The organism is Nocardioides sp. NPDC101246, assembly GCF_044767415.1.
Lineage (GTDB): Bacteria > Actinomycetota > Actinomycetes > Propionibacteriales > Nocardioidaceae > Nocardioides.
This window is the reverse complement of the sequence record NZ_JBIWNX010000006.1, coordinates 258,239-279,426: the sequence shown is the minus strand read 5'-3', so window position 1 is coordinate 279,426 and position 21,188 is coordinate 258,239. Positions and strand designations below refer to the sequence as shown.

Genomic DNA, 21,188 nt, shown 5'->3' with positions numbered 1-21,188 from the left:
AGTTTCGGCGTTCGGGCTACGGCACCGCCGGCGAGCTCGGCGGCAGCGCCGGGTCACACGTCGGCGGGTCGCCCGGGTCGGCGGTCTGGGTGGCCGACGCCGACGGGTTGGCCGGGTCAGTCCCGGGCACGAGCGTCTGACAGCTCGGCAGGGCCTCCTCCTTCGTCGAGACGAAGATGATCACCTGGCCGTCCTGCGCGAGCGGGGTGCCCTTGGCCGGCGTCTGCTCGACGACGGTGCCCTTGGGCTTGTCGGTGTTCGGCTCGTCCTTGCGTACGGGCGTGAAGCCGGCGTTGCGGAGGATCTCCTCTGCCTGCTCGGCCGTCTTCCCGACGACGTTCGGGACCTTGTTGGGGCCCTTGGAGACGGTGAGCGTGACCACGGTCGACTTGCCGGTGGTGACGCTCTCTCCGTCGACCGGGTCGGATTTGATCACGGTGCCCTTGGCCTCGTCGGAATCCTCCGTCTCGACCTTGACCGTGAAGTTGTAGGGGTCGCTCTCGAGAAGCTCCTTGGCCGTCTTCTGCGGAGACCCGATCACGTTGGGCATCTCCCGGTTGGGTGGCCCGGTGGAGACCGTCAGCGTGACGGTGCTGCCCTCCTCGACGTCCTGGCCGGCGGACGGGTCCTGGGAGATCACGACGCCGACCGCGACGGTGTCGCTCGACTCCTGCTTGATCGCACCCTTCAGCTTGGCCGTGCTCAGCTCGGCCATCGCCTTCTCCTGGGTCAGGCCGGTCACGTCGGGGGCCGGGGTGCTCTGCGGGCCGAGGGCCGCAGGCAGGAAGTAGGCGCCCAACCCGATGAGACCGATGATGACCAGACCGAGCAGGATGAGAACCCATGGGCGCGGGCCCCCGGCGCGGTCGTCCTGGGGCGGGTAGTAGCCACCGTTGGTGGGATCGCCGTCATAGGGGCCGACCGCGCGGTTCTGGGCGACCTGGGTCTGGTCCATGCTCGGCGGCACCGTCGCCTGGACCGGACGCCCGGCGAGGTAGCGCTCGATGTCGGTGCGCATCGCCTGCGCGGACTGGTAGCGATCCTCGACCCGCTTGGCCAGCGACTTCATCACGATCGCGTCGAGCTCACGGGTCAGCGTCGGGTCATGGGCCGAGGGAGGCTGGGCCTGCTCGCGGACGTGCTGATAGGCCACCGACACCGGCGAGTCGCCGACGAACGGCGGACGACCGGTGAGCAGCTCGTAGAGGAGGCAACCGGCCGAGTAGACGTCGGAGCGGGCGTCGACCTGCTCGCCGCGGGCCTGCTCGGGGCTCAGGTATTGCGCAGTCCCGACCACGGCCGCGGTCTGGGTCATCGTGGACTGGGCGTCGTTGAGCGCCCGGGCGATGCCGAAGTCCATCACCTTCACGTCACCGGCCGGCGTCAGCATGACGTTGCCCGGCTTGATGTCGCGGTGGATGATCCCGTTGCGGTGGCTGTAGTCGAGCGCGTTGAGTACGTCGGAGCTGATCTCCAGCGCCCGCTCGGGCAGGATCTTGCGACCCTCACGGAGTACGTCGCGCAGCGTGCGGCCGGCGACGTACTCCATCACGATGTAGGGCTGGGCGACGCCGTCGTCGGACTTCTCCTCTCCGGTGTCGTAGACCGACACGATCGAGGGGTGGTTGAGCTTGGCCGAGGACTGCGCCTCGCGCCGGAACCGCGCCTGGAAGGTCGCGTCGCTGGCGAGATCCACCCGCAGCCGCTTGATCGCGACCACGCGGCCGAGCCGGTGGTCGGTGCCCTTGCGGACCTCCGCCATGCCGCCTCGGCCGAGGAGCTCGCCGACCTCGTAGCGACCGGCCAGGAGAGCTCCCTCAGCCATTGCCGCCCCCGTTGCCGTTGCCGCCACCGGTGTTCTCGTTCCCCGGAAGATCAGGGATGCCCCAGTCGGAGGACTCTCCGTCGGTCGGCTCCTCCTCGTCGCTCTCTTCCTCGTCGGGCTCCTCCTCGGCGGGAGGCTGCTCGACCACGGGACGCTCGCCGTAGTAGCGGATGGTGATCGGGTCACCCTCGTAGAGGTTGCGGGTCGGGTCGAGGCCGGCGACCGTGTCGGGCTCGTAGCTGCCGTCGTTGTCCTGGACAGCAACCTTGACGGTCAGCCCGAGGTCGCCCAGCTCGGAGCGCACCTCATCGACGTTGCGGCCGATGTAGTCGTCCTCGTTGATCTCGACGGCCTTCGGCTCCTCCTCGGGCTCCTCCGACGGGGTGGGAGTGGAGGAGGCCGACGGGGTGGTGGACGTGTCGTCGGCCGGAGGGTTCTTCGGATCCGCGGCGAGGGTCGAGATGATCCAGATGACCGCGATGATCACGGCCACGAGCATCACGATGACGACGATGTTGAACGGCTTCTTGTACCAGGGCTTCTGCTCGTCGTCCTCGTCGTAACGGTCGTAGGGGTCCTGGTAGCGAGGCGGCGGCGGACCCTCGGGCCCGCCCGCGGCGCCCTGCATGCCGACGTAGTTCTGAGTGGGCGACGGGACCGGGTCCATGACCGACGTGGCGGTCGCGTCCCCGGGCACCGCGGCGGCGACGACGGTGGCATCGGCGTCCGGGTCGGCGGCACCGTGACCGATCATCGCGCTGGTGAACGCGGCCGCGTCGGCGTAGCGGAGGGTCGGGTCCTTCTGGAGGCTCCTCATCACGATCGCAGCCAGATCGGCAGGGACGTGGTCGGGCAGCGGCGGGACCGGGTCGTGCAGGTGGGCGATCGCGGTCGCGACCGGGGTCTCCTTCTGGAACGGCCGGTAGCCGGCCAGGCACTCGAAGGCGACGACACCGAGGGAGTAGACGTCGGAGGCCGGCGTGGCCTTCTCGCCACGGGCCTGCTCGGGGCTGAGGTACTGCGGCGTGCCCATCACCTGGCCGGTGCCGGTGATGCCGGTCGAGGCCTGCGCGCGGGCGATGCCGAAGTCGGTGACCTTCACCTTGCGCTGCGGGGTGATCAGGAGGTTGGCGGGCTTCACGTCGCGGTGCACGATCCCGGCCCGGTGGGCAGCGGCCAGCGCGTCGCCGGCCTGACCGAGCAGGTCGCGGACGACCTCCGGGGCCAGGGGCCGCCCATCACGGATGAGCTCTGAGAGCGGCTTGTGGTCGACGAGCTCCATCACCAGGAACGGCCGCATCAGGCCGGAGGCGGTCGGCATCTCGCCGACGTCGTAGACGGCCACCACGTTGGGGTGGTGGAGCGCCGCGGCATGCTTCGCCTCGGACTCGAACCGGGACCGGCCGATCGGGTCCTCGGCGTGCTCGGGCTTGAGGAGCTTGATCGCGACCTCGCGGTTGAGGGTCGTGTCGGTCGCCCGCCACACCTCGCCCATCCCGCCGGTGCCGATGAGCTCGTGGAATACGTAACGACTCATGAGATCGCTGCCTCCATCATGGCCTTCGCGATTGGGCCGCCCAGCCGTCCGCCGGCGATCTCGCTGCGTTCGGTGCCGCTCTTCTGGACCATCACGGCAACCGCGATGGACGGGTTCTCCGCCGGGGCGAACGAGGTGAACCAGGCGTACGGTGGCTTGTCCGGGGTGGTCTGTGCGGTGCCGGTCTTGCCGGCGACGCTCACGCCGTCGATCGCTGCCGCCTCGGCGGTGCCGTTGTCGACGGTGCTGACCATCATCTGGGTCAGGATCTCGGCGGTGTCCTGCGAGACCGCGGGCTGGTTGTCGATCGTGGTCGGGTTGCCCTGGTCGATGACATCGAGCGAGGAGGAGGTGACCCGGTCGACGAGGTAGGGCTTCATGACCTCGCCGCCGTTGGCGATGCCGGCCGAGACCATCGCCATCTGCAGCGGGGTCGCGATCACGCTCTGCTGACCGATCGCGGCACGGGCCTGCTCGGCCTTGCCGTCGTTGGGCGGGTACTGGCTCTTGGCCAGCGGGCCGATGTCGTCGAGGTAGTCCTGGCCGAAGCCGAACCCCTCGGCCTGCTCCTGCATCTCCTCGTCGGAGAGCTCCATGCCGAGAGAACCGAAGGCGGTGTTGCAGGAGACCTCGAGAGCGTGGGTGAGGGTGATCTGCTCGCCGCCGCAGCTGGTGCCGTTGAGGTTGGGCAGGTCGGTCGTGGTGCCGGGGAGGTCGAGCGACGCGCCGCCGTAGACCATGCTGTCACCGTCCATGCCGAGGTTCTCGATCGCGGCCGCGGCGGTGACCAGCTTGAAGGTCGATCCCGGCGGCAGCGCGGTCTGGATGGAGCGGTTGAGCAGCGGCTCGTTCTCGTCCTTCGAGAGCTGGTTGTAGGCCTTCGTCGCAGCACCGAAGTCGTGGGTCGCCAGCTTGTCCGGGTTGTAGGTCGGCGTGGAGGCCATCGCCAGGATCTTGCCGGTGTTCGGCTCGATCGCCACCGCCGCCGCCTGGACGTCCTCACCGAGCGCGGTCAGGCCCTCGTACGCGGCGTCCTGGACTTTCGGGTTGATGGTGAGCTCGACGTTGCCGCCCGCCGGCTCGGAGTTGGTGACCAGGTCGACCAGACGGTTGGTGAAGAGCTTGTTGTCCTTGCCCGACAGCACCGAGTCCTGGGAGCGCTCGATCCCGGTCTGGCCGAAGGAGTAGGACATGAAACCCGTGATCGGGGCGTACTTCTTGCCGCCGGGGTAGGTGCGCTGCCACTCGTACTTGTCGTCGCTCGGCTTGCTGGTGGCGATCGCCTTCTTGCCGACCAGGATGTCGCCGCGCTGCTGCGAGTAGGCCTCTTCGGTGACCCGCCGGTTGTCGGCTCGGTCGTTGTACCAGTTCGCCTTGAAGAACTGGACGTACGTCAGGTTCAGCATCAGCGCCACGAACAGGATCAGGCAGCCGACGCTGAGCGTGCGGATGGGGCGATTCACTTGTTCATCGCCCCTTTGTCGAGCTTGACGATCTGGGTCTCCTCAGCGGCGAGATCTTCATCGGACGGCGCCGTCGGCAGTGGACGGCGGGACTGGTCCGAGACGCGCAACAGCAGTGCCACGATCACCCAGTTGGCGACCAGCGAAGATCCACCATACGAGAGGAACGGTGTGGTCAGACCAGTCAGCGGGATGAGCCCGGTCACGCCGCCGACGACCACGAAGGTCTGCAGGGCGACCGAGGTGGCCAGGCCGACGGCGAGCAGCTTGCCGAAGTCGTCGCGGGCGACGATCGCCGTGCGCAGGCCGCGCTCGACGATCAGGCCGTAGCAGAGCAGCAGGGCCAGCAGCGCGGTCAGGCCCAGCTCCTCGCCGATCGCCGGGATGATGAAGTCGGAGTTGGCGTAGGGGATCCGCCACGGTTCGCCCGAACCGAAGCCACGCCCGATCATGCCGCCCCAGCTCATCCCGAAGAGGCCCTCGACGAGTTGGCCCGAGGAGGTCACGCCGTCATCGCCCACGGGGTAGTACTTGAACGGGTCGAGCCAGGTGAAGACCCGGACGCGTACGTGGCTGAAGAGACTCAGCGCGGCGAAGACACCGCCCGCGAAGAGCAGTCCACCGACGACGATCCAGCCCTTGCGCTCGGTCGCGACGTAGAGCGTCACCACGAAGAGGCCGTAGAAGAGCAGGCTGGAGCCGAGGTCGCGCTGCAGCACCAGGATCGCGAGGCTGATCGCCCACATCATCAGCAGCGGTCCGAGGTCGCGGCCGCGGGGCAGGTCGATGCCGGCGAACCGGCGCCCCGCCAGGGCGAGCGCGTCGCGGTGGACCGCCAGATAGCCGGCGAAGCAGATCACCAGCAGCACCTTGGCGACCTCGCCGGGCTGGAAGCTGACCGGCCCGAGGTTGATCCAGATCCGCGCGCCGTTGATCGTCTTACCGATGATCGGGAGCATCGGCAGGATCAGCATGACCACCGCACCGAGGCCGGCGGTGTAGGTGAACCGCTGCAGCATCCGGTGGTCGGGCACGACGAAGAGCGTGATCAGGAACAGCACCACGCCGATCGTCATCCAGATCAGCTGCTGACGGGCGAAGGCGTCGGTCTCGTTCGCCCCCGCGGCCAGGTCGAGCCGGTGGATGACAGCCAGACCGAAGCCGTTGAGCATCGCCACCAGCGGAAGCAGCACCGGGTCCGCGTACGGAGCCAGCAGACGTACGCCGATGTGGGCCGCCACCAGGAGCGCGACCAGCCAGGTGCCGTAGCCGACGATGTCGACCGGGATCTTCTCTTCCACACCGAGGCCGACCGCGGCGTAGGCTCCGATCCCGACCGCGAGGGCCAGGATCAGCAGGACCAGCTCCGCTCCCCGCCGCGACCGGTGGACGAAAACGGGCATGGAGCTAGCCGGAGTGAACCCGCTCATGCCGGCACCTCCGTAGCGCAAGCGCAAGAATACGAAGGTGCCGACCTGAGGCCGATTGTCGCTCGCTGGCGCTCGCTCATGACCCGCTTCCCGCGTCCGCGGCGCTCTGGTCGGCGAGGGACTGCACCTTCTCCTGGGCGCCGGCCAGGTCCTTGCTGTGGATGCCGTCCTCGAGCTGGTTCTGGTAGGTCTCGGCCAGGTCGGCGACCTTCAGGTCAGAGGTCTGGTAGGGCTCGGAGAGGTCGAGGCCGATCATCGTGGTGGGTACGCCGCGGAAGATCGTGACGTTGCCCCCCTGCTCGCCGATGTACCACTGGTTCTGCGACCACACGAACGCGGTCGCGGCAGCGATCCAGACGACACCGAGAAGGGTCAGCAGCCCGAACACCCAGCGCAGCTTCAGATATTTGGCCGGCGCCTGGAGCGCGTAGCGCATCTCCTCCGGGTCGGAGGCGATCGCACCGTCGGGGATCTCTTCGTCGATCGGCTCCAGCTCGCCGGTGTCGCCCATCCGGTGACCGCGGAACAGCGCGGTCATCTGGCCGGTCTTGGTGGTCTTCCGCTTGAGCTCGGCCGCGGCACCCACCATCTGGGCCTCGAGGCCCGGGGACGGGATCGTGTCGCTGGGCACCACGTCGGCGACCACGCAGGTCACGTTGTCGGTGCTGCCGGAGTCGAGGGAGACCCGGACGAGCTCGACGGCTGCGTACTCGGGCGTGCCGGTGGCCAGGATGTCGGCGATCCGCGGGTCATCGACGTAGCCGCAGACACCGTCACTGCAGAACATCAGCCGGTCGCCGGCGGCGAGGTCGACGATGAACAGGTCGGGCTCGAGCTCGCGGGTGCCGTCGAGGGCCTTGAGGATCAGGTTGCGGTGGGGGTGGGTCTTGGCCTCCTCCTCCGTGATCCTCCCCTCGTCGAGCAGCGTCTGCACGAAGGTGTGGTCGTGAGTGACCTGGTGGATCGCGCCGTTGCGCAGCAGATAGGCACGGCTGTCGCCGACGTGGCCGACGGTCAGCTTGGCGCCGTCGAAGAAGCCGACGGTCGAGGTCGTGCTGGTGCCGTTGAGCGTCGGGTCGTGGTCGACCAGGTGGCCGATCTCGTCATGGGCCATGTGCAGCGCGTGGGAGACCAGGCCGATCAGGTCGTCGTCGACCAGCCCGAAGGCCGGCTCCTCGTCGAGCTTGCGCAGCTGCTGGACGGCCGTGCTGGAGGCGATGTCGCCGCGGGCAGCGCCGCCGACACCGTCGCAGACGGTCAGCAGCCAGGGGCCGGCGTACCCGCTGTCCTGGTTGTCCTTGCGCACCCGGCCGACGTCCGAGACCGCCGCGTACTCGAGGCGGAAGGGTCGTCCATCGGCGATGCCGGGGTTAGCAGCAGGGTCGGGGGTGGGGTCGGTCGCAGCGGTCACTTGCGCAGCTCCAGGATTGTCTTACCGATCCGCACCTGGGTCCCGAGAGAGATGGCGGTCGGCTGATTGATCCGGACGGACCCGATGTAGGTGCCATTGGTCGATCCGAGGTCCTCCACGAACCACTGGTCGCCGGAGACGGCGATCCTGGCGTGGCGGGTGGAGGCGTAGTCGTCATCGAGGATGATCGCGGCATCGCTGCCGCGGCCGATGACGATGGGGGCCTGCGAGAGCGGCACGGTCACCCCGGCGTTGGAGCCGGTGGTGACGGCCACATGCGTGGGTACGCCGCGCCGCGGTGCCCTCGCCGCAGCAGCGGCCTTGCCGCGAGCCGGCGGGGCCGCGGGCTGGCCGCCGGCAGAGGCGTTGGTGACCCGTGCGCCGAACATGTCGGAGCGGATCACCGACAACGCGGCCAGCACGAAGATCCACAGGATCGCCAGATAGGCGACCCGGATGAGAAACAGGGTCAGCTCGCTCAACGGCGCTCCTCCACGATATGCGCGGTGATGACGGTGGTGCCGATGCGCACCTGAGAGCCGTCGTCCAAGGTGGCACTCGCCATCTTCTGCCCGTTGACCAGCATGCCGTTGGTCGAGCCGAGGTCATAGACCTCGACGCGCACACGGTCGCCGGCCTGCTTCGAGCGGAACTCGATGTGGCGGCGGCTGATGCCCGGGTCATTGATGCGCAGGTCGGCGTCGGTGCCTCGACCCACGACGAGGTTGCCGTGGAGCGGATGCCGGGTGCCGTTGATCTCCAGGTAGGCCTGCGCGCGGCTCACCTGGGTGTCGCTCATGTCTCCGCCCGAGACGGCGGCCTGGGCGCGGCTGCGCACCCGGAACCGGCCGATCGTCAGGTCGTTCGCCTCACCGAACTCGATGCTCACGCGGCCGGGGAAGACGAACCCCTGCGCCTCGGCGTGGTCCATCAGCTGGCGCTTCAGCTCTTCCTTGAGGTGGGGCCCGTAGGACTCCAGCTTGCTCAGGTCGCTGGCGGACAGCTCCACGAAGAAGTCGTTGGGGACCAGGCGCCGCTGGCGGCTGAGCACCTGGGCGTTGTTGTCGATCTCGCGCTGGAGCGCGGCGACGATCTCCACCGACTTCACCTCGGACCGGAACGCCTTCGCGAAAGCGCCTGAGATGAGCTGCTCCAACTTCTGCTCGAACTTCTGCAGGCCGCTCACGTGGTTGCGCTCCTCTCAGGGTGCCGGGGGTGGGCCGGTCGGGGTGGGTGGTCAGTCGCGTACGGGCACAATGGTCCCCGCGATTCGGCCCGATCGTATCGGTGCACCCTAGGGGATCTGCCACTTCCCGCATTCTGCGTGGTTTCGATCCTCCCACGATCGGGTGACCACCAGCGTCAAGGTGGGCGGGGTGCCGTCGTTTTGGGTCGATGGGTGCGCGTCGGCTAACGTTTCCTCTGCACGCGCGAGTGGCGGAATAGGCAGACGCGCACGGTTCAGGTCCGTGTGTCCGAAAGGACGTGGGGGTTCAACTCCCCCCTCGCGCACGTGGGCAACTGAGAGGCCCCGAGTCGATGACTCGGGGCCTCTCAGTATTCCCAGCCCGTTTCGCCACCTTGGCCAGTGCTTCGTCGCACCGCATGTGGGGTCTCGTTTCAGGTGGCAACGTCAAGATCCTTTGCTGGCGGGAGACGAAGACGCTCGGGCGGAAGCTAGGACTTGCAGCAGTTCGCCCGCCGTGAGTCCAGTGCTTCCGTCATCTGTGGCCTGCGGCGGCGCCCCTAGGACCCGGCGTCCGAACTCCTCGCGCATGCGGTCTCTTGCGCTCTGTTCTTCGACAACGCCAATGAAGCCTTCGAAGGAGTCGAGTTGGACCTGGATCGACCTAGCCCACTGCCCAAACGTGTAATGCGACGAGGCGAGCTTCGCGCCGTAGGCGGCGCCTCCAGCTAGCAACAACGTGAGCGCCAGGTGCCGGGACAATTCCGTCCACGATCCGAGCGATTCCTTGGATACCCCGGCCGTCCATGCGATGCCCATCGCGGCGAGGAGAGCAGCTACCGAGAGTACACGGAGCGCTGCCCCTTTCCAGCGCTCGTTGCGGGCCAAGGTCTCGAAGTGCGTCGAGAGATTCCGACTCGCCTCTTGGGCCCGAAGGTCCTTGAGGCTCGTCCGTTGAGTCTCAAGGTCGGTGGATGCCTCCTTCACGTCCTTCAGAGCTTGCTGGATTTCGTCGAGCAAACTCGCCTTGGTCTCGGCGAGGCGATCCAGAAGCGAGAGGTGCACAATCGCTTCCCGTACTGCCGTGAGTCGGTGATCCCACCAGTTCATTGTCTCTTCGAATGGCAGCACGGTCCCCCCGGCGCTGAAGATCACATGGTCCCGGTTTTCGCCATGAACTCGACGGGCTTCATGTAGAGCCGTCCGATAAGCATCTGCTGCTCTTGGCACGATCGAGCGAATCTGCGAGCGGATGTCGGCCGGCGAGCCCTGAAGGTCGAGGTTTTCCAGCGCCTTACGAGCCTCGTCGCAAGCAGGCTGTTCCCGCAGAAGGTGCGTTAGCGTCCGGCTCTCGAATTTTTTTAACTCCGCCGTCGAAGGCACCGCTCCCGCAGGCATCGTCACCTGCCCGCCAGATGTGCCAATCTCCAGGGTGAGCTCGTATAGCTTTCCGAGAACCCACGCTTCTTGACCGTCGACGAAGTCGGCATCAAGGCGGTCGAGGGCCGCCCGAAGTTCCTGCTCGGGGTAGAGCAGAACCTGCTGTGAACGCGCCTCCGAGTTCTCACTCATTCTGCTGGTGCCTCTTTTCTCCGCCGCTGATGGGGCAATCATTCAGGGGCGAGCGTAGTGCGTTGCCCCGACATTTCGCCGCGGTCCACTCGCGTCGCTGGGGCGCCACCGATTGTGGGTACGGCCCCCAGCCTCCTGGCGAGATCGAAGCTGCTTGGACTGTTGAGCCCGCGGAATGAACGATCCCACCTGGTGACCGACGAAGGGGACCACCCAGCTGTGGTGTTCGGCCCGGCACAACCGCCACCGTTGGAGCGGCCCCGGCCGGGAGACTAGATGAACTGACCGACCAGCCGTTCGGCGTTGAGCGCAGCGGTCCAGATCTGCTCTTGGGGTACGTCGCAGATGCGCAGAGCAGAGGCTGCGATCGCGTTGCGCTTGGTGTCGTTGACGGTGTCGCCGATGCGGCGGACGCTGATGACGACTTCAACGAGCTGAAGCAGCAAGTTGCCAAGTCGGAGCTCGTGTTGTTGGCGGCGGTCGTCGGCGAGATGTGAGGCGATGCGGTCGTAGGCGTCGATGAGTTGTCGGCGCACGGTCTTGGAACGCTCGTACAGCGGCTGGCTAGTGACATCGGGCAGCCGAGGGAGCATGCCCGCGTTGTGTGGAGCGACGGCGAGGGTGTGGATGTCGACGAGGACAAGGATGTACAGAACCGTCGCCCATCCGTGCGCCACGGCGAGCTGCTCGATCTCGTCGACCTTGTCGACGGTGGGACGGACGGTCTGCTCGAGCAACTCGCCGAGGATCGCGCTCTTATCGGCGAAGTGGTAATAGAGAGACGCCTGTCGGATGCCGGCTGCTTCGGCGATCTCACGGGTCGAAGTGCCTGCGTATCCGCGGCTGGTGAACAGGCGGGCGGCGTGGTCAAGGATGTCCTCACGCGCTGAGATGGATGGCGTCTGTCCGGTGTGCCGCGGTCGGCCGACTCCTCGTGCGGTCGTTGTCATCGCTCGGGTCTCCTTGGTGATTGCTGGAATGCCCCAACCGCGACGCCACTTTGAGGCGTCGCGGCCGGAGCAACTGCCACGTTGCCCGCGACGACGCCACCGGCTCGATCCCTTCGCGTATATCTCACCGTGAGATAACCTGGACGTGTCGTACGCGCAGAGGAGGCGGGATGACCATCGGCCCGGATCCTGTGGCGATGCCGTCGTGGGCATGGGAGCGCCCCGAGGTACGTGACGCGCTGGTCAGTCGCGACATGGGCGGCGTGTTCCGGGCTATGCAGCAGTACGCCGGGCTGAGCCAGGCGCGGATCGCGGCGGCAACGGGCCTGTCGCAGTCGAGGGTCAACGAGGTCATCAACGGCCGCCGCGAGATCACCAAGCTCGACGTGTTCGAGCGAGTTGCCGACGGGTTGGGGATTCCGGCCGAGAGTCGACGCATCCTTGGGCTCGCACCTGCCCGCACATCCGGGCAACGCGACGCTGCCGATCTCTCGGCCTATCCGGAGGTCGTCAATGTCTACCGCGACCAGGGCTTTGCGCGAGAGGAGATCGCGGCGCAGCTGCAGATTGCCTCGAGCATCGACGTGCTTGCGATCCGCGGCCTTGGCCTGCTTGGGCTCAAAGACTCGTTGCTCCGCTCGCGCATTACCGGTGGCGCGGAGACCAACGTACGCATCATGCTCCTCGATCCTGACAGCGACCTGACAGCGGCTAGAGCGGTCGAGGTGGGCGAGACTCCGCAGGAGTTCGCAACGGGCATCCGGATGACGATGTCTCGGTTGGAGGGACTGCCCGGCGTGCAGGTCTACCTTTACGACCAGATGCCGGTGTGGCGGGTTATCCGGCTCGACACCGTCATGTTCGTATCGACCTTCGGCACCTGGGAAGGACATGAATCAGCGATGTACAAGATCATCGCCAGCCCACGAGGTCCGCTATTCCATGGGCTTCTACGGCACATCGAGGCTCTGACGTTGCGGCCGATCTCGACCCAGTCGGCAGATCAGGGAAAGGCGGACCTGTGAGCGGACTCGTCGAGGTCGAACTGAAGGCCAAGGTTGGCGAAGTGGAGTACGTCCGAGCTGAGCTTGAACGCCTTGCTCCTGGGGTCGATGAGACCTATCACGATACTTACTACGACCTTGCCGATGAGACCCTCACCGCCCGCGACCAGGAGCTTCGGGTCCGGACTGTGACCAACGACGCCGGCAGTCGCTCGCTGTTGACGTTTAAGACCGCGCCTGTCGAGGAGGCTTCGGGATCAAGACCCGAGCACGAGACCGAGCTTGCCGATCCGGCAGTCGCCGACACCGTCCTGAAGGCTCTGGGGGCGGAGGAGGTGATCGCGTTCCGCAAGCTGTGTCGCAATCACCGGTTCACTGCCGAGAGACGGGACGTTCTGGCGACGCTCGTCGAGGTGCCGGAGATTGAAGGTACCTATCTGGAGGTCGAGACGCTGTCGCCCGACGACGAGGTCGAATCGGCCCTGACCACGATCCGGACTGTGCTCGCAAGGCTCGGGATCGGCGATGGCGACCTCACTAATGAGACCTATACCGGAGCCGTTGCCGCGGCTAGGCAGCCTGAAGGCGAATAGCTGTAGGAGCGCGCCGTCGTGGTCGCCGCGTGTAGCCCACGCGACGACCCGTACAACCAGTCTGGGTTGACAGTTGGCGGCGGTGGAGGGGTCGGGGTTGCGCACGATGCCCGTCGTATAGGCGCCTCGACACCACCCGCGCACTGTTCAGGTTCGTGTGTCCGAAAGGATTGGGATTCAACTCCCCCTCGCGCACCACCACCGAAGCCCCAGGGATGACCTGGGGCTTCGTGCATTTCAGAGCGAATCCTGAAGAACGCGGTCGATCATCCGCCAGGGGTGACGTGGCAGGCGCAGTCGGTTGTGACGCTCGGTGGACACCCGCCGACGACTGGAGCCTCCGCGATGCCGAACCGTCCCGACACCCACGCCCGGACCATGTTGCCGATCCCGGACCGACCAGCACCGGCGCACACGACGTACGACGCCAAGGATCCCGACACCGCCTACCCGCCGATCGAGCCGCTGCTCCCGCCGGACGGCGCGCCCAACGTGCTCGTCGTACTTCTCGACGACGTCGGCTTCGGAGCGTCGAGCGCGTTCGGAGGGCCCTGCGCCACGCCGGTCGCCGAGCGGCTGGCTGCCAACGGCCTGCGCTACAACCGGTTCCACACCACGGCGCTGTGCGCCCCCACGCGGCAGGCGCTGCTGACCGGCCGCAACCACCACTCCGTCGGTATGGGCAGCATCACCGAGACGGCCACCTCGGCGCCCGGTAACAGCTCGCTGCGGCCGAACACCAAGGCTCCGCTGGCGATGACGCTCAAGCTCAACGGGTACTCGACGGCGCAGTTCGGGAAGTGCCACGAGGTCCCGGTCTGGCAGACCTCGCCGCTCGGCCCCTTCGACGCCTGGCCCTCGGCAGGCGGAGGGTTCGAGACGTTCTACGGCTTCATCGGCGGCGAGAACAACCAGTGGGATCCGGCGCTCTACGAAGGCACGACCGCGGTCGAGCCGCCGGCGACGGCCGAGGAGGGCTATCACCTCACCGAGGACCTGGCCGACCACGCCTGTGCCTGGATCCGCCAGCAGAAGGCGCTGATGCCCGACCGGCCGTTCTTCGCCTACTTCGCGCCAGGCGCCACCCACGCTCCCCACCACGTCCCCCAGGAGTGGATCGACAAGTACGCCGGCCGGTTCGACGACGGCTGGGACGTCCAGCGGGAGCGCACCTTCGAGCGGCAGAAGGAGCTCGGGGTCATCCCCGCCGATGCCGAGCTGACCGCCCGCCACGACGAGATCCCCGCATGGGACGACATGCCTGACGAGCTCAAGCCCGTCCTCGCCCGTCAGATGGAGGTCTACGCCGGCTTCCTCGAGCACACCGACCACCACGTCGGCCGCGTGATCGACACGATCGCCGACCTCGGCGTACTCGACAACACTCTCGTCTACTACATCGTCGGCGACAACGGCGCCTCGGCCGAGGGCACCGTCAACGGTGCCTTCAACGAGATGGCCAACTTCAACGGCATGGCCGCGCTGGAGACCCCGGACTTCATGCGGGCGAAGATGGGCGAGTTCGGCTCACCCAGCTCCTACAACCACTACTCGGTCGGCTGGGCGTGGGCGATGAACTCGCCGCTGCAGTGGACCAAGCAGGTCGCCTCGCATTGGGGCGGCACCCGTAACGGCACGATCGTGCACTGGCCGGACGGGATCGACGACCCGGGCTCGTTGCGTTCCCAGTTCACCCACGTGATCGACCTGGCGCCGACCATCCTCGAAGCTGCAGGGCTGCCTGAGCCGGCGATGGTCAACGGCGTCCAGCAGTCCCCGATGGAGGGGACGAGCATGCTCTACACGTTCCGCGGAGCGAACGAGCCGGAGCGCCACGACCTGCAGTACTTCGAGATGTTCGCCAACCGCGGCGTCTACCACAAGGGCTGGAGCGCGGTCACCAAGCACCGCACCCCGTGGGTGATGGTCGGCGGGGACCTGCCGGCGTTCGACGACGACGTGTGGGAACTCTACGACGGCAACACGGACTTCAGCCAGGCGAGGGATCTCTCGGCGGAGCACCCCGAGAAGCTCGCCCAGCTGCAGCGGCTCTGGTTGATCGAGGCCGTGAAGTACGGAGTGCTGCCGATGGACGATCGCACCGCCGAGCGGGTCGAGCCGGCGATGGCCGGCAGACCGACGCTCGTCCATGGCACCACCCAGCTCTTCTTCCCCGGTATGGGCCGGCTCTCGGAGAACAGCGTGGTCAGCATCAAGAACAAGTCGTTCTCCGTCACCGCCGAGGTGACGATCCCCGACACCGGTGCCGAGGGCGTGATCATCGCCCAGGGCGGCCGGTTCGGCGGCTGGACGTTCTTCGTCCGCGAGGGACGGCTCAAGTTCGTCTACAACGTGCTGGGAATCCACGAGTTTCCCGTCGTCTCGGAGTCCCTGCTCGCGGCCGGGACCCGCCAGGTCCGGGTCGAGTTCGCGTACGACGGGGGTGGGCTCGCCAAGGGCGGCGACGTCACGCTCTACGACGACGGCAAGCCGGTCGGGTCGGGCCGGGTGGAGATGACCCAGCCGATGATCTTCTCGGCCGACGAGACCACCGACATCGGCTACGAGTCCGGTACGACGGTCTCGTCGGACTACACCACCCGGACCAGCCGGTTCAGGGGAAAGATCGCGTGGGTCCAGATCGACCTCGGGGACGACGTCCACGACCACTACATCGACCCGGAGGAGCGGTTCAGGATCGCGATGGCCCGTCAGTAGCGATGTCACGGATGCACCGCGTTCCTCGTCCTAGGGGCATCCGTACATCGACTGAACTTGGAGACATCATGAACATCGCCCTCTGGATCGTCGCCGGCGTATTCGCCTTCGGCTACATCGCCGGCGGCATCGTCAAGCTGACGATGCCGTACGAGAAGTACGCGGCGAAGCTGGGCTGGCCGGAGGACTTCACGCCTGGCAACGTGCGGTTCATGGGCGTCGTGGAGGTCCTGGGTGGCATCGGCCTGGTCCTTCCGGGGCTGGTCGGCGTGGCGCCGATCCTGGTGCCGATCGCGGCGTCGTGCATGGCGCTCTACATGGCCGGAGCGATCACCGAGCGGATCCGTCGCGGTGAGTACAAGGAGCTGCTCGGCGACCTGCTCTTTCTCGCCGCGATGGTCTTCGTCGCGTGGGGTCGCTTCGCGATCGAGCCGTTCTAGCCGACCACGTTGTCGAGCTCGATCGGCAGGTCCGTGATCTCTGGCCGGACCCGGACAGAACCTTGACGTGACTGACGTCACATCTTTACGGTCATGAGCTGAATCGTTTCATGCCCGATGTGTTCGGAGCTCCGATCAAGGTGGGAGAACAGACCGTGATCCATCAGCACCAGCTTGCCCGTCGTGGTGTCCTCCAAGGCATGGCCGCCGTCGCGTCGGCGACCCTCATGAGCCGTGTCCTGGCAGCCGAGTCGGCTGCGGCGGCGGCGCCATCACGCGGCCGGGCGATCGACCGCGAGGCGTTGGTCTCCCGGCACCGTGTGGTTCGACACGAGAGCGACCTCGAGCTTCCGATCCAGGTCGGCAACGGCCGGTTCGCCTTCGGTGCCGACGTGACCGGCCTGCAGACCTTCCTCGCCTTCAACACCCTCGCCGACTGGGGCTGGCACGAGGACGCGCTGCCTCCCGGCAAGCAGATCTCCGACCTCAAGGGCCGGGTCTGGGACACCTACGGCCGCGATGTCGCGTACTGGACCCATGACGAGGGCGAGCCGGAGATCTTCAACTGGCTCCGGGAGAACCCCCACCGGGCGAACCTCGGGCGGATCGGGCTGCGGATGCTCAAGGCTGACGGCACGGAGGCGGTCGAGGCCGACCTGACCGACGTCGAGCAGATGCTCGACCCGTGGACAGGCTTGCTGCGCAGCAGGTTCCGGCTCGAGGGCCACCAAGTGAAGGTCGAGACCGCCTGCCACCCGGGGCAGGACGCGATCGGCGTACGCATCGACTCGGACCTGGTCAGGGCCGGTCGCCTGACGGCGTTCATCGACTTCCCGTATGCGATGACCACCGGCACCCAGAAGTTCTCGGCGCCGTTCGTCGGGTTCTGGGACCGCCCCGAGAGGCACACCACCGCCGTGACACGCCGCGGCCGGACCGCCCGGATCACCCACACGATGGACGACACCGAGTACCAGGTCGGTCTCGACCTGCCGGGCGGGGCCGAGATCACTCGCCTGGACCCGGCACTGCACCGCTACCAGATCGTCGGCCGGGGGAACCGTCTGGAGCTGACCGCGTTGTTCGCCCCAGAGGTGGACAAGGTGCCGTCGGCCCACGACGTCGTCGACGCGAGCGAGGAGTGGTGGCCCCGGTTCTGGCGGACCGGCGGTGCCGTCGATCTCTCGCAGAGCACGGACCCGCGCTGGCGTGAGCTCGAGCGCCGCATCGTGCTCAGCCAGTACCACCTCGCGGTCAACGACGCCGGCAACGATCCGGCCCAGGAGTCCGGGCTGGTCAACAACGGCTGGTACGGCAAGTTCCACATGGAGATGTACTGGTGGCACGCCTTCCACTACGGCCTGTGGAACCGCTGGTCGCTCCTCGACCGGAGCACGGACATCTATGAACGGTTCCTTCCGCACGCACGTGAGCTTGCCGTGTCGCAGGGTTTCCGTGGCGCGCGCTGGCCCAAGATGACCACCGCCTTCGGTGATGCGACCGGTCGGGAGTCGCCGGGCACGCCGACCTGCCTGCTGATCTGGCAGCAGCCCCACCCGTTGTTCCTCGCAGAGATGGACTACCAGGCGCATCCGCAGCAGAGCACCTTGCGCAAGTGGGAGACGGTGGTCCGCGAGACGGCCGAGTTCATGGCGTCGTTCGCGAACCGTGAGGAGGAGACCGGCCGGTACGTCATCGGGCCGCCGATCATGTGCTGCAACGAACGGAACAAGCCGGAGTCGACGCTGAACCCGACCTTCGAGCTCTCCTACTGGAAGTTCGGGCTGCGCATCGCCCAGCAATGGCGCCAGCGGCTCGGCCGCGCGCGGGACGAGGCGCTGGACGAGATCCTGGACAATCTCGCGCCGCTGCCCGTCGAGGACGGCACCTATGTCCTCTACGAGGGCGTGCCGAACATGTGGACCGAACGCAACACCAACCACCCGGACCCGATCGCGCCGTTCGGGATGCTGCCGGGCGACGGTGTCGACCTGGAGACCATGCGGGCGACCACCCGACGCGTGTACGAGACCTGGCCGGTCACCGACCTCTACAGCTGGGACTTCCCGTTGCTCGCCATGAACGCGGCCCGTCTCGGTGACCCGGTCAGCGCGGTCGACAACCTGCTTCATGAGCGCCTCGGTTTCACCGACACCGGGCTGCCGGCGAGCGGCAAGAGCGGTGTGCCCTCGCCGTACTTCCCGTCGGCCGGCGGGCTGCTCTACTCGGTGGCGATGATGTGCGCCGGGTGGGCGGACTCGCCCGAAGGCGTACGTGGCGCGACCGGCACCCCGGGACCGCGCGGCTCTGCTCCGGGGTTCCCGACGGATGGCTGGAAGGTCGTCTGGGAGGACCTCTCGCCGGCTCTGTGAGGGCTCCCGCGGCTGGTGCCGTGAGGACTGGCATCGGTCTGGCGAAGTCCGGATCGAGCCGTTGAGCGGAGCCACATTTTGAGTGATGTGTGGCCGGATCCCTTGCCACTAGCCTGACCTCATGGAGCGGCTGTGGCCGCTGACCGGGCGGGACGAGGAGCTGCGGAGGGTCGCGGCGGCGATCAGGCCCGGTGCGGCGGGCGTCATCGTTGCGGGTCAGGCGGGGGTGGGGAAGACCCGGCTCGCCCGTGAGGCGTTGGCGGTCTCCGCCGGTCACGGGCGAGCCGTCGTGTACGCCCAGGGGAGCGCGGCCGCGCGGCCGTTCCCGCTCGGTGCGTTCGCCGGTCTGCTCGACGTCCCGTCCGGCGAGGCGGCCGAGACGATCGGCGGGGCGCTGGAGCAGCTCACCCGGCAGCGGCCCCTCGTGCTGACGGTCGATGACGCCCACCTGCTCGACGAGCACTCGGCGATCGTGGTGCAGCGGGTGGTGACGCGCCGGCTGGCTCCGGTGCTGATCACGCTGCGTACCGGGGAACCCGCACCCGACATCGTGACGTCGCTGTGGAAGGACGACCATCTCCCGCGGCTGGAGGTGGCGCCGCTGGATGCCGAGGAGAGTACGCAGCTGATCGCCCGGGTGCTCGGCGGGCCGGTGGACACCGCCTCCGCGCATCGGCTGTGGACGATGACCGAGGGCAGCCCGCTGTTCCTGCGGCACCTGCTGGCCGGTGAGGTGTCGGCGGGGCGGTTCACCGCGGCGTCCGGGATCTGGAGGTGGACCAGCGAGCCGGCGATCTCGCCGGAGCTCGCCGGACTGCTGGAGCGCGAGATCGGCGACCTCGCGGCGGGGGTGCGGGACGTCGTGGACATGGTCGCCCTGGCTGAGCCGGTGGCGGTCCCGACCCTGTCCGCACTGACCTCCGCGGCGGACGTCGAGGAGGCGGAGAGCCGTGGGCTGGTGCGTACCGACGGCCTGGTCGCCCGGCTGGCGCACCCCCTCTACGGCGAGGTACGCCGCGCCGCGATGGGTACGCTGCGGGCCCGCCGCCTCCGCGGCCGGGTGGCGCAGACCCTTGACCCCGAGCCCGACCCGATCCCCCGCGCCGTGCTCACCCTCGACTCCGACCTGCCGCCGGAGCCGGCGCTGTTCCTGCGGGCCGCCGAGGCCGCGACCCGGATGTACGACCTTCCGTTGGCCGAGCGGCTGGCGCGCGCGGCCGCTGCCACCGGCGACCTCGCCGCCCGGGTCGTGCACGGCGCGGCGCTCTCCTGGCTCAGTCGCGGGGAGGAGGCCGAGGCCATCCACGAGGACATCGTCGCCACCACGTCCGACCCGGGGTTGCTCGCGATGGTGCAGCTGCATCGCACCGGCAACCTGCTCTTCACGATGGCCCGCCCCGACCAGGCCCATCAGGCGCTGGCCGCGGCCGAGGCCACCGGCGCCGCCCCGGCCCATGTCGCCGCCATGTCGCTCGTCCTGGGTCTGGTGGACGGTGAGGTCGCGGCCGTGCTCGCCCGTGCGCCGCAGCTGCTGCGGAGCGAGCTTCCCGACGACCTGGCCGGCATATTGGTCGCCACCTCGGCGTCCGCGGTCGCCGCCGTCACCGGAGACCGTGAGCTCCTCGACGAGGCCGCCGTCGTGGGCGGGCTGACCGCCGACCGGGTGCCGACCGTCATCCCCGGCTTCGGGCTCGCCGACTTCCAGGTGCTCGGCCACCGTCTCGCCGGGACCCCGGAGCAGGGCGCGGACCTGGCGCGGAGGATGCGGGCGGCCTCGGCCGACCTTCCGGGTCCGGCGAGGCTGATGGGGCTGGTGGTCGCCGGGCACGCCGCCCTCGCCGAGGGTCGGCTGCGTGACGCGCTGGTCTCGCTGCGCGAGGCATGGGCCGGGCTGGAGGGTTCGGGGCACGAGTTCGGGTTCCGGTGCCGTACGTTGCTGGCGACCGCCCTGGCGCAGGCGGGTCGACCGGAGGACGCCGCGCCCCTGCTTGCCGGCGTCGCTGCCGGGCACCATCCGGCGTACCGGCTCTATCTGCCCGACGACCACCTCGCGCTGGCGTGGGGCGCCGCGGCCGAGGGGTGGACGACGGAGGCTGTCGGCCATGCCGTCGCCACGGCGGATCTCGCTCGCGAGGCGGGTTCGCCGACGTACGAGGTCCTCGCCTGGCAGACCGCGGTCCAGCTCGGTGACACGACCGTGGCGCCGGCCCGTCGGCTCGCCGCGCTCGCCGGGCTGTGCCCTCGCGCCGGCACCGCCCTGGCCCACGCCCGAGCCTGGGCCGACGAGGACGGCGATGCGCTGCTCCAGGTGGCGCACGCCTGGGCCCGGCTCGGCGATCTCGTCGCCGCGGGCGACGCGGCGGCGCAGTGCGCCGACGTGCAGCGCCGCGCGGGGCGGCAGGGGTCGGCGATGACCGCGGCGGCGACCGCCGAGAGGCTCGCCGAGAGGTCTGGTGCCCGCACCCCTGCGCTGGTCGTCGCGGCCCGGCCGCTGCCGCTGACCGTGCGGGAGCGCGAGATCGCCGCACTGGCCGCCCGGGGGCTGTCGAACAAGGACATCGCGGCCCGGCTGACGCTCTCGGTGCGTACCGTCGAGGGCCACCTCTACCGGGCCGGCCACAAGCTCGGCGTCTCCGAGCGGGCCGCGCTGGCAGACCTCCTCGGAGTCGAGTAGCGCACTACTCGCA

At 68.3% G+C, this 21,188-nt stretch carries 15 protein-coding genes and 1 tRNA gene; 7 read left to right on the top strand and 9 right to left on the bottom strand.

All coding sequences use genetic code 11. The annotated features are described in order from the left end of the window. Positions 1-16: 16 nt before the first annotated feature. The 7 genes from pknB to ACIRON_RS13420 all read right to left on the bottom strand — a co-directional run bounded on the left by pknB (position 17) and on the right by ACIRON_RS13420 (position 8,852). On the bottom strand, positions 17-1,825 hold the full coding sequence (pknB, locus tag ACIRON_RS13450) for a Stk1 family PASTA domain-containing Ser/Thr kinase (RefSeq protein ID WP_402992795.1): 1,809 nt from the start codon (positions 1,823-1,825) through the stop codon (positions 17-19). Continuing rightward, complete coding sequence (locus tag ACIRON_RS13445; RefSeq protein ID WP_402992794.1) at positions 1,818-3,362, bottom strand: protein kinase; 1,545 nt, start codon at positions 3,360-3,362, stop codon at positions 1,818-1,820. Before ACIRON_RS13445 ends, pknB begins: the two co-directional genes overlap by 8 nt. After that, the gene (locus ACIRON_RS13440) at positions 3,359-4,825 is read right to left on the bottom strand and encodes a peptidoglycan D,D-transpeptidase FtsI family protein (RefSeq protein WP_402992793.1); all 1,467 of its coding nucleotides are present in this window, start codon (positions 4,823-4,825) and stop codon (positions 3,359-3,361) included. Before ACIRON_RS13440 ends, ACIRON_RS13445 begins: the two co-directional genes overlap by 4 nt. Continuing rightward, positions 4,822-6,255 (bottom strand): FtsW/RodA/SpoVE family cell cycle protein, encoded by a 1,434-nt coding sequence (locus tag ACIRON_RS13435; protein WP_402992792.1) that lies wholly within the window; start codon positions 6,253-6,255, stop codon positions 4,822-4,824. The genes ACIRON_RS13440 and ACIRON_RS13435 overlap by 4 nt, the downstream gene beginning before the upstream one ends. A 76-nt stretch (positions 6,256-6,331) precedes the next feature. Then, entirely contained in the window at positions 6,332-7,666 is a 1,335-nt protein-coding gene (locus tag ACIRON_RS13430; protein ID WP_402992791.1) for a PP2C family protein-serine/threonine phosphatase, read from the bottom strand. Next, positions 7,663-8,148 carry an FHA domain-containing protein gene (locus tag ACIRON_RS13425; protein ID WP_091043923.1) on the bottom strand — a complete coding sequence of 162 codons (486 nt, stop codon included), beginning with the start codon at positions 8,146-8,148 and terminating at the stop codon, positions 7,663-7,665. Before ACIRON_RS13425 ends, ACIRON_RS13430 begins: the two co-directional genes overlap by 4 nt. Continuing rightward, complete coding sequence (locus tag ACIRON_RS13420; RefSeq protein WP_091043921.1) at positions 8,145-8,852, bottom strand: DUF3662 and FHA domain-containing protein; 708 nt, start codon at positions 8,850-8,852, stop codon at positions 8,145-8,147. The genes ACIRON_RS13425 and ACIRON_RS13420 overlap by 4 nt, the downstream gene beginning before the upstream one ends. A gap of 242 nt (positions 8,853-9,094) precedes the next feature. Between ACIRON_RS13420 and ACIRON_RS13415 the strand changes: the two genes are divergently transcribed. Beyond that, positions 9,095-9,178, top strand: a tRNA-Leu gene (locus ACIRON_RS13415). Between the two features lie 121 nt (positions 9,179-9,299). Here ACIRON_RS13415 and ACIRON_RS13410 read toward each other — a convergent pair. Together ACIRON_RS13410 and ACIRON_RS13405 are read right to left on the bottom strand one after the other, a co-directional pair. Continuing rightward, positions 9,300-10,424 carry a hypothetical protein gene (locus ACIRON_RS13410; RefSeq protein ID WP_402992790.1) on the bottom strand — a complete coding sequence of 375 codons (1,125 nt, stop codon included), beginning with the start codon at positions 10,422-10,424 and terminating at the stop codon, positions 9,300-9,302. 272 nt (positions 10,425-10,696) lie between these two features. After that, positions 10,697-11,374, bottom strand: coding sequence for a TetR/AcrR family transcriptional regulator (locus tag ACIRON_RS13405; RefSeq protein ID WP_402992789.1), 678 nt, complete (start codon positions 11,372-11,374; stop codon positions 10,697-10,699). Between the two features lie 170 nt (positions 11,375-11,544). Here ACIRON_RS13405 and ACIRON_RS13400 point away from each other — a divergent pair, with 170 nt between their 5' ends. From ACIRON_RS13400 to ACIRON_RS13375, 6 genes are all read left to right on the top strand, one after another. Further along, complete coding sequence (locus ACIRON_RS13400) at positions 11,545-12,399, top strand: transcriptional regulator (RefSeq protein ID WP_402992788.1); 855 nt, start codon at positions 11,545-11,547, stop codon at positions 12,397-12,399. Further along, entirely contained in the window at positions 12,396-12,971 is a 576-nt protein-coding gene (locus tag ACIRON_RS13395) for a class IV adenylate cyclase (RefSeq protein WP_402992787.1), read from the top strand. The genes ACIRON_RS13400 and ACIRON_RS13395 overlap by 4 nt, the downstream gene beginning before the upstream one ends. Positions 12,972-13,316: 345 nt before the next feature. Continuing rightward, on the top strand, positions 13,317-15,689 hold the full coding sequence (locus ACIRON_RS13390; RefSeq protein ID WP_402992786.1) for a sulfatase-like hydrolase/transferase: 2,373 nt from the start codon (positions 13,317-13,319) through the stop codon (positions 15,687-15,689). A gap of 68 nt (positions 15,690-15,757) precedes the next feature. Next, a complete protein-coding gene (locus tag ACIRON_RS13385) occupies positions 15,758-16,129 on the top strand; it encodes a DoxX family protein (protein ID WP_402992785.1) in 372 nt (123 codons plus the stop codon). A gap of 110 nt (positions 16,130-16,239) precedes the next feature. Then, positions 16,240-18,501: a hypothetical protein gene (locus ACIRON_RS13380; RefSeq protein WP_402992784.1), complete on the top strand. Its 2,262-nt coding sequence runs from the start codon at positions 16,240-16,242 to the stop codon at positions 18,499-18,501. 121 nt (positions 18,502-18,622) lie between these two features. Beyond that, positions 18,623-21,175: a LuxR C-terminal-related transcriptional regulator gene (locus ACIRON_RS13375; RefSeq protein WP_402992783.1), complete on the top strand. Its 2,553-nt coding sequence runs from the start codon at positions 18,623-18,625 to the stop codon at positions 21,173-21,175. Positions 21,176-21,188: the final 13 nt, after the last annotated feature.